Here is a 13,295-nt window from a genome sequence, read left to right as displayed (position 1 = left end):
GTGCTATGGTTAAGGCAATACCGCAGCGGGCCTGCCGGAGAGGCGTGAAATACGGCGCGTGGGAAGAGAAAAATACATCCGTTTTAGGAGAATCGTATGGAAAATAAAAAATTTCTACGCAATGTGCTGGGCATTGCCACCTTCTGCATCCTGCTCTACTGGGGCCTGCAGAACATGGATCAGGTGGCGGGCTTTCTGAGCACGGTGGGCGGCCTGCTGCTGCCCTTCCTGCTGGGCGCTGCCATGGCCTTCATTCTGAATGTGCCCATGCGGGCCATCGAGACCCATCTGCCCCAAAAGCTGCAGCGGGCTCACCGGGGAATTTCTCTGGTGGTTACCCTGGCGGCGGTGGTCGGGGTAGTAATGGTGGTGTCGCTTCTGGTTTTGCCCCAGCTGAAAAACACCGTGCAGACCATCGCAGCCCGGATGCCCGCCTTCTGGGCACAGGCGCAGCAGTGGGCCAACGAGCTGATGATCCGTTACCCGGAGCTGGCGGACTGGCTGAGTGAGGCCGGGAATCTGAACCTGCGCAACGTGACCCAGCAGGTGATGGACTGGCTGAAGAATGGCGGACTGGCACTGGTGGGCAACACGGTCACCGCTGCCACCGGTATCATCTCGGGCTTTGTGAATTTCTTTATCGCACTGATCTTTGCCATCTACCTGCTGTTCCAGAAGGAGACGCTGAGCCGTCAGGGCCGGATGCTTCTGTTTGCCTGGATGCGCCCCGAGCACGCGGAAAAGGTGCTGGAGGTGGTTCGCCTGGCCAACAAGACCTTCTCGAACTTTCTGTCCGGCCAGTGCCTGGAGGCCTGCATTCTGGGGGCGCTGTTTGCGGTGGGCATGCTGCTTTTCCGCATGCCCTATGTGCTGCTGGTCAGCGTACTGGTGGCGGTCACCGCACTGATTCCGGTGTTCGGCGCCTTCATCGGCTGTTTTGTGGGCGCGTTCCTGATTCTGATTCAGAACCCCATGCAGGCTGTGGTGTTTGTGATTCTGTTCCTGGTCATCCAGCAGATCGAGGGCAACCTGATCTATCCCCGCGTGGTGGGCGGCTCGGTGGGCCTGCCCTCGGTGTGGGTGCTGGCCGCGGTTACGCTGGGTGGCAGCATGTTCGGTGTGGTGGGCATGCTGGTGATGATTCCTCTGTGCTCGGTTCTGTACAGTCTGCTGCGCACTGCAACCCGGGAGCGGCTGCGCAGCCGGGGTGTGGAAAAGGCAAAGTACATGCTGGATCCGGCCCAGCCGGGGAAAAAGGCTGCTGCACAGCCCGCCAAATCCGCAAAGAACGGCAAAAAATAAATCGACAAGGAAAAGCGTGCCCCCCCGAAAAATTCGGGGGGCCACGCTTTTGCATACAAATGAAAAACCGCCGGTCAAAGCCGGCGGTTTTGAAAATCGAATTACTTCAGCAGCTCTTCCACAGCGGCCTTGGGCTTCAGGCCCACGCTCTTGTTGGCAACAGCGCCGTCCTTGAATACGATCAGGGTGGGGATGCTCATCACACCGAACTGCATGGCCAGCTCAGGGTTCTCGTCGATGTCGATCTTGCACACCTTCACCTGACCGGCCTTCTCCTCGGCCAGCTCATCCACGATGGGGGCCATCATGCGGCAGGGGCCACACCAGGTTGCCCAGAAATCCACCAGAACGGGGAGGTTGCTCTGCAGGACTTCCTGCTCGAAGTTTGCTTTATTTACGGTTACAACGCTCATTTCATAACACTCCTTTTTATTCAGGGCCCCGGCGGGCGGGGCGGTTCATCCATTGGCTTTAGTATACCAGCGGCCGAATGGCTTATCCGTGATAAAATCACGGTAAATATACCGAAATGGTGGAAATTTTCCAGTTCAGCGCAGGCTGTCCTTGGCCACAGCGCGCAGCTTGTCCATGTCCAGCAGGGTGATGCAGCCCCGGGCAATGAGCACCATTTTTTCGGTCTGGAAATACTTGAGCATCCGGGTCACCACCTCCCGTGCGCTGCCCAGATGATGGGCAATCTCCTCGTGGGTCAGGCGAAGCTCGGTTGTGTCGTTCAGCTGGGCCTCGCCCACCAGGAAGGCGGCAAGGCGGCTGTCCAGATGCTTATAGAGGATCTGATCCAGCAGCCACATCACATCGGAAAAGCGGCTGGCAATCAGCTCGGTGGTATAGTTGGCAACCGGGGCGGATTCCTGCATCAGTTTTTTGTAGACCGGGGCGGGGATGCGGTAGAGCACGCAGTCCTTTTCCGCCTGCACCGAAATGTCGAACTGCAGGCTGTTCAGCATGCAGTAGGCCGACAGAATGCACACGTCCCGCTCGAACAGGCGGTAGAGGGTGACCTCGCGCCCTTCATCGGAAAAGGAATAGCCCCGCAGCTGGCCGTGAACAACGATCAGAGGGCCTACACAATCCTCCGAGCCGTTGTGTACCACTTCACCCTTGGTCACATGGTGCAGCGTCACGTTCTGGGCCAGAAACTGCTGCTGCTCACGGGTGAGCTTGGGCCAGAAGGGAAGGTATTCGTAAAATTCCATCAAAAGGCCTCCCGGGGGTTACAAATTTTGGCAAGATGCCAACCAGAATTCCATAAAACGATTATGCCACAAAACAAAGCGGGATGCAACGCTGCCGGTTAAAATGCCAGCAGGCCCAGATGTTCCAGCAGGATCTTGCAGCCCATCAGCACCAGAACGATGCCGCCGGCCAGTTCCGCACGGGATTTGTAGCGGGCGCCGAACCGATGGCCGATGGCAACGCCCACGGCAGAAAGGCAGAAGGTGATCACGCCGATGAAGCTGACGGCGGGCACAATGTCCACTGACAGGAAGGCGAAGGTCACGCCCACGGCCAGCGCGTCGATGCTGGTGGCCACCGCCAGGGGGAGCATGGCGGCGGGGCCAAACTGGCTGTTCAGCTCCTCCGGCTCGGAGCGGGATTCCCGAATCATGTTTCCGCCGATGAATACCAGCAGGGCAAAGGCAATCCAATGATCCACATTGGTGATGAACTGCTGAAACTGGGTGCCCAGCAGATAACCCACCAGAGGCATCAAAGCCTGGAAGCCGCCGAAGTACAGGCCGGTGATGGCCGCATGACGGGGCTTTAATACCGGCAGGCTCAGACCCTTGCAGATGGATACGGCGAAGGCGTCCATGGAAAGGCCCACAGCCAGAATAAACAGTTCGATCAGGCTCATAAAAGAAAAACTCCCTCACAGAAAATTTGCCCGGCCGGGCAGCGCACAGCTGCGCCCTGGCTGGGGAATGTGCAGCTTGCAAAAAGCGCAGTAATATTTATTATAACATATATTTCTATGGAGCTCAGCAGGGACTCGGGAAAAAGAAAAATAATTTTTTGAAAAATATTTTGAAAAAAGGGCTTGCGTTTTGTAAAACACCGTGCTATAATACATTTTGCAGCCGACACAAGAGCTGATGCGCAGGTGTCGTACAACGGCTAGTACATCAGCCTTCCAAGCTGAGGACGTGGGTTCGACTCCCATCACCTGCTCCACAAAGCAGGCAAGGGCCAAGGGCTCCGGCTTGCTGGCTGCAACAACAGTATATGCGGATGTGGCGGAATTGGCAGACGCGCTAGATTCAGGTTCTAGTGGTAGCGATACCGTGGGGGTTCAAGTCCCTTCATCCGCACCAAAGACCCGGTCATTCGACCGGGTCTTTTTCGTTGTGTCGGCAGGGCGGATCGATGTCTCTGCATCTCTGGCTCGGAAGAAATGGATGAGCAGGCCCCGGAAGCGTTTTGCTTCCGGGGCCTGTTTTCTTTTGGCATACAGGCATCTTGACCGGTAACACGAAAAGACAGATGGATGAAAGCGCAAGAAAAATAAAAGGAAAATGCAAAAAGAGAGAAAAATCAACCTGATATTTCAGGGGCAAAAGCGGGCAGAGAAAAAGAAGAAACGGATTACGCAGTTTTTCTTAGAACGTATGTTCGACAAAAAAGCAATATTCATACCAAACAAAAATCTATTAAAAAAATAGGCATTTTGATGAAGGAAAATTTCATGATTTACACAAAAGGATGAAAAATTTTTCCATTAAGCCGAAAAGTGGAAAACGATATATACATATCACTGAAAAATGCTATCATTGACGAGAAAATCTGTGCAATGTGCAAATAGATGAAGCGGAGAGGAGGAAGGCAAAAAAACGCCGTTGCGCAAGGAATGAAACGCAGAACAGCGGAAAGGTTAAGGATAGCATGAAATTGAAGATCAAACGCATGGTGTCGCTGCTGCTGGCAGTTTGTGTGATGGCCAGCACGGCGGCCCCTGTTTTTGCGGCAGAGGAACCGCTGCCGGTGCTGGCAGTATCCGGCGCGGATTTGAGCGAAGAAGCCGCACCCGGTGAACTGCCGGCGTCCACCGAAGCACCAGCACCGGCCGAAACTTCAGTAGCCACCGAAGCACCGGCTTCGGCTGAAACTCCGGCACCGGCCGAAACTCCGGCGCCCACCGAAGCGCCGGCACCGGCTGAAACTTCGGCGCCCACCGAAGTACCGGCTTCGACCGGAACCCCGGTACCCACGGAGACTCCGGTGGACAGTAGTGTGCCCGCGGCAGAGGAAACCCCTGCGGCGGTGCCGGATGAGGTGGACAGAGCGGCCCAGAGCAAAAAGGCCGCGCCTCAGATCCCGGGCTTTGAACAGTACACCGGCGAAGCCATCGACACTGCCGCCCAGTATCTACTGGTGGCTCAGGATCAGCGGGAAGGCAGCAACGATGTATACGCGCTGTATCTGAGCGCGGACGGCGCGTCCACCAGTCCCGGAGCCCTGAAGGCAAAGGGCGCGGTGACTGCCCAGCTGACCCTGACCGACGGCGCGGTGAGCGCTGCCTGGCTCAAAAACGGCGAACAGCTTTCGCTGGATCAGCTGCTGCTGGACGTGAAGCAGAACGAGGAGGGCGGCTATGCCTTCTCCAACGCGGCAACCGGCCAGTGGCTGAAGCTGGACGGCAGCATGACCGCCGGCTCCGAGAACTATCTGGCCGTGGAGAAAAAGGCCGACGGTTCCTATAACCTGTGGAACGCGGCCCATAACCGGGTGCTCAGCTTCAACATCAACGGCGACGGCGGCAAGTTCACCGGCGCTCAGACCGATTTCTGGGGTCCCCAGTCGGAAACGGCGTACAGCGTCTACCTGTATGTTCGTCAGGCGGATGAAAGTGCCCCTCAGATTCCCGGCTTTTCGCTGTATACCAGCAGTCAGCTGGATCTGAGCAAGGAATACCTGATTGTGACCCGGGGCAAGAATGAAGCCTATAAAGACGAGGTGTATGCTCTATACCTGAGCGACGCGGGCAAGAGCCTGAACCCCGGCGCGCTGAACGGTGCGGACGGTACCGTCACCGTAAAGCTGACCCTGACCGACGGCAGTGTGCAGGCCGCCTGGCTGAAGGACGGCAGCACCCTTTCCATGGAGGATCTGACCCTGATGGGCAGCGCCATGGACGACGGCTTCAGCCTGCAGAACGCCAAAAGCGGCAACTATCTGGCGCTGGCGGAAAGCAATATGGTATCGGCTCAGGCGGTAAAGCTGGGCGTGGTCAAGGCGGGAGACGGCTGGCAGATCGAAGGCGGCAGCCGTGTGCTGGATTTTAACCGCAAAGGCGATACCACCCAGTTCCCCAATCATATCACCGATTTCTGGGGTCCCCGCAATCTGGTGGAAGGCAAGAGTTACACCCTCTGGCTCTATGCCCGGGACATCACTCTGAATGAGACGGAACTGAAAATCGACGGCTACACCCGGGCTGAGTCTGATACGCTGACCGATGGTGTATATGCTGTGGTGGGCTACGACAATGGCTTCCGCATTCTTTCCACCAGCGGCGAGAACAACGCCAACGAGGGCCTGCGGGACGACCGGACCGGTAAGCTGACCAATGCCAACGAGGCGCTGGCCGGCGCGGAGCTGTCGCTCACCAGCACAGAGGGCGGGGTGTATCTCACCGCCATGACGCCGGATGGCCCGGTTTATCTGGGTCTGGGCAGTGAGGGCGTATTCCGCAGCGATGCCCCGGTGCTGCTCACCGTGACGAAGAACGACAACAACACCTATACCATCGGCACCGGCGATGGAAAGCTGGCTGTGGAAAACGGCGGCTTTACCACCAGCGAGCAGGGCAGCCCCGTGCAGCTGTTCCTGAAAAAGACCGAGCAGCCCACGCTGGTGCGCACAAAGGCGGTTGTGGAACAGGGCTATGCGGGCACCAGCCAGCTGGCGGTGACCGGTGGTACCGAATGGATCTACACCGACGCAGAGGGCGCACACCCCGCGACTGTGGAGTGGACCCTGACCGCAAATCCCGACGGCGCGTTCCAGTTGAAAGACGGTGTGCTCACCGCACGCAAGGCCAGCGGCACCGCTACGGCCGCCAGTAAAATGGTTTACACCGCTGACAAAACGGTGGAGCTGGGCAGCGTTACCCTGACTGCCTGCGGCCCGCAGAAGGCTATTACCGGCACCACCGAAGGCCAGCCCTTTGTGAATGGTGAACCGGATGGCGGCAACGGCAAGAACTACCGCATCCCCTCCCTGATCACGCTGGACAACGGCTGGCTGGTGGCTGCGGCGGACATGCGCTGGCAGACCACCGCCGACTCCCCCCAGAACCTGGATACCATCGTGAGCGTTTCCAGGGACGGCGGCAAGACCTGGAGCTACGAGATCGTAAACTACTTTGACGATCAGGCCAACAGCGCCACCAGCCAGGCCAGCGCCTCCTTCATCGACCCCTCCATGGTGCAGGGGCCGGACGGCAAGCTGTACATGGTGGTGGATGCCTGCCCCTCCTACACCGGCCTGATGGGCGGCAACCGGATGGGCAATCAGAGCAGCGGCTTTGACGAGCAGGGCCGCATGCTGGTGGCCCTCGCCAGCGAAAACGGCGATGCTCCCAAGGAAAAGAGCGCCTACACCCACCGGGTGGATCTGAATGCAGAGCCTTCCCGGGTCACGGTGCAGGGTACCGAGCTGAAGCTGTACCCCATCACCACCGAGAGCGGCGAAGCCACCGGTTATTGGGTGGATGCGGAGCTGGATCTGTTCCTGTGGGACGGCAAGTCCGATTCAGTGGAAAAGGTCATGCGGGAGCAGCTGGACAGCGGCGAGATGGTGCAGACCAATCTGTTCTACCGCAGCAGCGCCTGGAAGGCCTATCCGGTGTTCTACATCATGCTGCGCAGCGCCGAGATCACGGCGGACGGCCTGGTGTGGAGCGAGCCCACCTTCCTGAACATCAAATACACCGAAAACGAGCCCTTCACCGGTGTGTGCCCCGGCCGCGGCCTGGTGACCACCGTGCAGGGCAAGCAGCGCATCGTGTTCCCCCTGTACGATAACGCCACCGGCAACGAGTATGCCAGCGTGATTTACAGCGATGATAACGGTGCAACCTGGACCCGCGGCGCACGGGTGAACAACCTGGCCAGCGGCGGCAAGACCAGCGAGTCTCAGGTGGTGAACCTGCCGGACGGCGGCATGCGCATTTTCTGCCGCAATCTGGGCGGTCAGATCACCTGCGCGGACAGCTACGACGGCGGCGCAACCTGGGGCCAGGCCGTGGCGGATAACGCGCTGAACTACACCTCCAACTGCATGGTGTCCTTCATCAACGCAGCCGGTTATGTGAAGAGCCCGGAGGGGAAGGTCTACGGCAATCTGGTGCTGGCCTCCTACCCGGCGGGCAACGGCCGCACCGACGGTGTGATCCGCGTTGGCTCTTTGAGCGCGGCCACCGGAACCGTTACCTGGCTGAACGACGCACAGGTGGACTTCGCGGGCCGGTATCAGTATTCCTGCCTGACCCAGAAGGGCGGCGACGCGCTGGGTCTGCTGTTTGAATCCGGCACTGCCGGCCCCGGCAGCACCGAAAACGGCGGTGCAGGCGGCATCTATTACAAGGACCTGACCATCACCGGCATGCTGGGCGAAGGCTGGAGCTATCTGGCCAGCTACGAAGGTCCGGTGGAGGGCGGCCATTCCGGTGTGACCACCGGCCAGCCCTATATCCCGGACGAGACCGGCGTCAGCCGCCGGTTCCGCATTCCGGCGATGATCACGCTGGACAACGGCTGGATTCTGACCGCGGCGGACGCCCGCTGGGGCTCCACCATGGACGCTGCCAACAATCTGGACGGGCTGGTCAGCCTTTCCAGGGACGGCGGCAAGACCTGGGAATGGCAGATGATCAACCATTTTGCCGATTACCCGGACCAGACCCCCGGCGCTTACAAAAAGAGCGCGTCCTTCATTGATCCGGCGCTGATCCAGAGTGAGGACGGCACCATTTACATGGTGGTGGACGCCTGCCCGGCCTATTCCGGCCTGCAGAACGGCGGCACCGCCGGCAAAGAGAGCACCGGCTTTGATGCAAACGGCAATCTGGTGATTGCAAAGGGCGAAGCCGGCAAGATCGCTTCCACCAAAGCGGTAGACTATACCTATTACATCGACGGCAAGGCCCCCCAGACCAAACTCGTGGAAGGCCAGAACCGCACCCTTTATCCCATCAAGGACGCTGCCGGCCAGCTGACCGGCGCATGGGTGGACGCAGAGTACAATCTGTACGAGACCAGCGGTGATGCGGTTGTGAAATCTCTGTGCAAGCAGGAGATCACCGGCAAGACCGTGCAGAACAATGTGTTCTACAGTCAGTCGGAATGGAAAATCTATCCCACCTTCCACATCTGGCTGCGCACCGGTACCGTGACCGAAACCGGCATTCAGTGGAGCGAGCCCCAGATTCTGAACGTAAAGCAGCAGGGCGAAGGCTTTGTGGGCGTGTGCCCCGGCCGCGGCCTGACCGTGGAGCTGGGCGAGAACGGCACCGAGCGGGTGCTGTTCCAGGTCTACGACAATGCCACCGGCCAGGAACGGGCCAGCACCATCTACACCGATGACGGCGGCGCTACCTGGCGTCGGGGCGAGCATGTGACCAACAATGTGGGCAAGACCAGCGAGTCCCAGACCGTGCTTCTGCCGGACGGCGGTATCCGCATGTATTCCCGCAACGACATCGGCTACATCAGCTATGCCGACAGCTACGACGGCGGCGTGACCTGGGGCCCCTCCCACAGGGACGAAGATCTGAGCTATGTGGGCAACTGCATGGTCTCCTTCATCAATGTGGACGGCGCTCTGGTGGATGCGGACAATAACGTGTACACCAATCTGATCGCGGCCTCCTACCCGAAGGGCAGCGGCCGCAACAACGGCGTGCTGCGCATTGGCAGTGTGGATGCGGCCACCAATCAGGTGATCTGGCTGAACCCGGCGGAGATCAAATACCCCGGCAGCTATCTGTATTCCTGCCTGACCCAGCTGGAGGGCGAGAATCTGGGCCTTCTGTATGAAAAGGAGGACACCAGCTACGGTACGGGCTACATCCTGTATGATTCCTTTGCCATGACCAGCCTGCTGGGCGAAGGTTGGGAATATCTGAGTGAGATTCCCTCTCTGAGCCTTGCTTCCGGCGATCTTGCACTGAACGCAGGCGACAGCGTGCAGCTGAACGCCCAGGCGAAGGGCGAGCTGCAGAGCAAACTCCAGTGGAGCATTGCAGCGGACGGCGAAACCCAGGTGGCGAAGCTGGACAAGACCGAAACCGCCGTGGACGAAGCGGTGACCCTGACCGCACAGGCGGCGGGCAAGGCGACCCTGACCGTGACCGCGCAGGCGGTATGCGGGGACCGGGTGCTCACCCTGAGCGACAGCGTGCGGGTGTATGTGTCCGACGAAAACACCGTGACGGTGCCCGACGAGTTTGAAAACAGCGGGGTCATGGAGGGCATTGCCCGCAACGACAACGCCCTGCTGAAGGTGCAGACCCCCATTGAGGATGGCGTATATGCCATCGTCTCCGGCGGAAAGGTTCTGTATTCCGCAAAGAATCTGAATCGTGTGGATCAGCTGGCTGTGACCGATCAGGGCGGCGAACTCAATCCGAACTACGACAAACTCTCCTTTACCATGGACACCCAGACCTGGAAGGTGACCGGAACCGAGCAGGGCTATACTCTGGAGAGCATGGCGTGGCCGGGCCATTATCTGGCGGTACAGGGCTCCAGCGGCGACGACTGGGCGCCGGTATCCGAAACCCCCACCCACTTTGCCATCACCGGCAACGGGGAGGGCGGTTATCAGATCAGCACCGAGCTGGATGGCGCCACCTATTATCTGGTTCAGAACGGCCGGTTCCGCGTCTCTGAAACAAAGGGCGGAGAGATGGCGTTCTATCTGAAGAGCGAGCTGAAGGCAGGCGAGAGCTATTACCGCACCGACGCTTCCGGCCTGAAAAAGCTGCTGGCAGCTGTGGACAAGCTGGACGAGGCCCTCTATACCCCTGCCAGCTGGAGCCTGCTGGAGGAAAAACGTGCTGCCGCCGAACAGGCCGCGGCGCAGGACGGCGTGCTGTTCGTGCAGGCGGTCAGCCGTCTTGCCTCTGCACAGACCCGGGCGGAGCAGGCCCAGAAAGCCATTGATCAGGCTACCGGAGCGCTGTTCCGGGCGATGAGCAGTCTGGAGAAAAAGGCCGACGTGCTTTATACCGTGACCTTCCAGATCACCGGCGAATATTTTGCCAACGAAAGCTTTGCCACCCTTTCCGGCAAGGCGGGCGAGAAGATCACCGCGCCTGCCGCGCCGGAGCATGAGGGCTACACCTTCAGCGGATGGCAGAACCTGCCCCAGACCATGCCCGAGCAGAATCTGGTGGTGACCGGTTCCTATACCCGGAATGAGAGCGGGCCGGAAGAGACTCCCGCCCCGACGCCTGTGCCCACACCGGTTCCCACTCCTGCGCCCACGCCGGATCAGGGTGGCGGCCAGCAGGGCAGTCAGAACGGCGGCAGCAATTCCGCCAGCAGTACGGCACCGGCGGCCACTTCCGCGCCCACCGGTGCGGCGTCCGCTCAGACCGGCGATGCTGTCTGGCCGCTGGCTGCGCTGAGCGGTCTGGCACTGGCCTGTGCGGCGGCACTGGTGCTGCTGCGCCGTAAACAGAGCTGAAGCAATACACCGGCTCCCGACATAATATTCTTTTAAAGCAGCCCGGCGGCTCCTTCCGGTTTCGGAAGGGGCCGCCGGGCCTTGTGATGCAGGCAAAGGTGGCAGGGGGGATTGTGCCGCCCGCTGGAATGGATTATGATAGAACCAGTGCAGAACAGACAAAAAGGAGGAGAAGGCAATGGAACGAAGCAGGCTGCTGGAGCCTGCGCTGCCCGCACGGCTGGAGCTGGCGGAGCGGCCGGAGGAGCTGGTGGATATGGCGCTGGCTCGGGGCGATGCGCTTACCGGCTGGCAGATCGTTGGGGCAGACCTGACCGGTATGGATATGACCGAGCTGGAGGTGCAGGGATGCCTGTTCCAGAACTGCCGGTTCACCGGCGCCAACTGGCACGGAGCACGCTTTTCGGACGTGGTGCTGCGGGGCTGCGACTGCTCGGGCCTTCAGGCGGAGGATGCGGATTTCTGCCGCTGCAGGATCGAAAACACCAAGGCGCTGGGGGCGAGCCTTGCGGGCAGCCGGCTGGCCCATGTGCAGATGACCGGCACCAGTCTGCGGCAGGCCAATCTGACCGGGGCACTGCTGCAGCAGGTACAGCTGCAGGAGGTGGATCTGAGCGAGGCGTTTCTGGCCCAGTGCCGCCACAAGGGACTGGTGTTTCGGGAATGTACCCTGATGGGGACCAGCTTTTTCGGCACGCTTTTAAACGGCCTGGATTTCACCAGCAGCCGCATGGAGGGCATTGCGGTCAGCGATACCGGTAAGGAGCTGCGGGGCGCAATCGTGAACGTGAGCCAGGCTGCGGATCTTGCCCGGGTGCTGGGGCTTGTGATCCGCTGACGGAAAACAGAAAAGAGGAGGAAACAATTACAATGGCAAAGCAGGTGGATCTGCTGCACGGCAGTATCCTGAAAAGCCTTACCGCACTGGCCTTGCCCATCATGGGCTCCCAGCTGGTGCAGATGGCATACAATCTGGTGGATATGATCTGGGTCGGCCGCGTGGGCGCAGGTGCAGTGGCAGCTGTGGGCGCTGCCGGCATGTTCATGTGGCTGTCCAACGGTCTGGCGATTCTGGGCAAGACCGGCGGGCAGGTGCTGGTGGCCCAGCGTCTGGGCGCGGGTGACAAGCAGGCCGCTGCCCGCTATGCGGCTGCGGCCATTCAGTTGGCTACCGTCATTTCTCTGGTCTATACGCTGCTGATGGTGGCGGGGGCCGGGCCACTGATCGGCTTTTTCCAGCTGAACAGCCCGCAGGTAATTGCGCAGGCGCGGGTGTATCTGATCATCGTGGGCCTTGGCATGTTCTTTTCCTTTTTGAACCAGGTACTCATTGCGGTGATCAACGCCACGGGCAACAGTCACACGCCGTTTCTGGCCATGTGCTGCGGTCTGGGGCTGAACTTTGTGCTGGATCCGGTGCTCATCTTCGGCGTGGGGCCGGTTCCCCGTATGGAGGTGGCGGGCGCTGCGCTGGCCACCGTGATGGCGCAGGTGGTGGTGTTTGTGCTGCTGGTGGCTTATGCCCGGCAGGATCGCTGCCTGTTCGATGCGGTGCGCCTGACCCAGCGCACCACCCGGGATGAGCTCTGGGCGCTGGTACGCATCAGTGGCCCTGCCACTGTGATGAATGTGGTGTTCCCGCTGATTTCCATGTACATCGCCCGCATGGTGGCCGCCTTCGGCGATAATGCGGTGGCCGCTCAGAAGGTGGGCAGTCAGATCGAGTCCATCAGCTGGATGACGGCGGACGGCTTTGCCGCTGCGGTGAACAGCTTTATGGGCCAGAACTATGGCGCGGGCAATCTGAAACGTGCGAAGAAGGGCTTTGCCGCCGCCTTCGCCATGATGAGCCTGTGGGGCGTATTCTGCAGCTGCCTGTTGATTTTTGCCGCGGGCCCCATCTTCGGATTCTTCATTCCGGAGGAGGCGGTTCGGCCGCTGGGTGTGGACTATCTGGTGATTCTGGGCTTTTCCGAGCTGTTCATGTGCTGGGAGATTCTGGTGGAGGGAGCTTATGCGGGCCTTGGCCATACCGCGCCGCCCAGTATTCTGAGCATGGTGCTCACCATGGCACGCATCCCGCTGGCCATGGTGCTGACCAGCACCGCACTGGGCCTGAACGGCATCTGGTGGAGCATCTCCATCTCCAGCATCTGTAAGGGTGTGATTCTTGTGATCATGTTTGCGGTGTTCTGGAAAAAACTGCAGCGCAAAATGGAACAGAAAGCAGAGAACTGAATTGACGGAAAAGATGCCCGCGCCGGGCGTGAGAAAATGCT

At 59.8% G+C, this 13,295-nt stretch carries 7 protein-coding genes and 2 tRNA genes; 6 read left to right on the top strand and 3 right to left on the bottom strand.

Annotation, left to right across the window (positions count from 1 at the left end):
• The first annotated feature begins 96 nt into the window (after positions 1 to 96).
• Positions 97 to 1,302, top strand: a complete 1,206-nt coding sequence (locus ACESYO_RS08980; RefSeq protein ID WP_283129010.1) for an AI-2E family transporter — start codon at positions 97 to 99, stop codon at positions 1,300 to 1,302.
• A gap of 101 nt (positions 1,303 to 1,403) precedes the next feature.
• Here ACESYO_RS08980 and trxA read toward each other — a convergent pair whose 3' ends face one another.
• The 3 genes from trxA to ACESYO_RS08965 all read right to left on the bottom strand — a co-directional run bounded on the left by trxA (position 1,404) and on the right by ACESYO_RS08965 (position 3,181).
• Entirely contained in the window at positions 1,404 to 1,715 is a 312-nt protein-coding gene (gene trxA / locus ACESYO_RS08975; RefSeq protein WP_276871354.1) for a thioredoxin, read from the bottom strand.
• 135 nt (positions 1,716 to 1,850) lie between these two features.
• Positions 1,851 to 2,519 (bottom strand): Crp/Fnr family transcriptional regulator, encoded by a 669-nt coding sequence (locus ACESYO_RS08970; protein ID WP_058965587.1) that lies wholly within the window; start codon positions 2,517 to 2,519, stop codon positions 1,851 to 1,853.
• Between the two features lie 98 nt (positions 2,520 to 2,617).
• Positions 2,618 to 3,181: a manganese efflux pump MntP gene (locus tag ACESYO_RS08965; protein ID WP_058965589.1), complete on the bottom strand. Its 564-nt coding sequence runs from the start codon at positions 3,179 to 3,181 to the stop codon at positions 2,618 to 2,620.
• 242 nt (positions 3,182 to 3,423) lie between these two features.
• Here ACESYO_RS08965 and ACESYO_RS08960 point away from each other — a divergent pair.
• From ACESYO_RS08960 to ACESYO_RS08940, 5 genes are all read left to right on the top strand, one after another.
• A tRNA-Gly gene (locus ACESYO_RS08960) sits at positions 3,424 to 3,498 on the top strand.
• A 53-nt stretch (positions 3,499 to 3,551) separates the two neighbouring features.
• Positions 3,552 to 3,638: transfer RNA gene (locus tag ACESYO_RS08955), tRNA-Leu, on the top strand.
• A gap of 568 nt (positions 3,639 to 4,206) precedes the next feature.
• A complete protein-coding gene (locus ACESYO_RS08950; protein ID WP_373211252.1) occupies positions 4,207 to 11,016 on the top strand; it encodes an exo-alpha-sialidase in 6,810 nt (2,269 codons plus the stop codon).
• A 178-nt stretch (positions 11,017 to 11,194) separates the two neighbouring features.
• Complete coding sequence (locus ACESYO_RS08945) at positions 11,195 to 11,854, top strand: pentapeptide repeat-containing protein (protein ID WP_373209820.1); 660 nt, start codon at positions 11,195 to 11,197, stop codon at positions 11,852 to 11,854.
• A 32-nt stretch (positions 11,855 to 11,886) separates the two neighbouring features.
• Positions 11,887 to 13,254, top strand: coding sequence for an MATE family efflux transporter (locus ACESYO_RS08940; protein WP_276871346.1), 1,368 nt, complete (start codon positions 11,887 to 11,889; stop codon positions 13,252 to 13,254).
• Positions 13,255 to 13,295: the final 41 nt, after the last annotated feature.

Source organism: Allofournierella massiliensis, assembly GCF_964241245.1.
Taxonomy (GTDB): Bacteria; Bacillota; Clostridia; order Oscillospirales; family Ruminococcaceae; genus Allofournierella; species Allofournierella massiliensis.
This window is presented reverse-complemented; position numbering and strand designations above follow the sequence as displayed.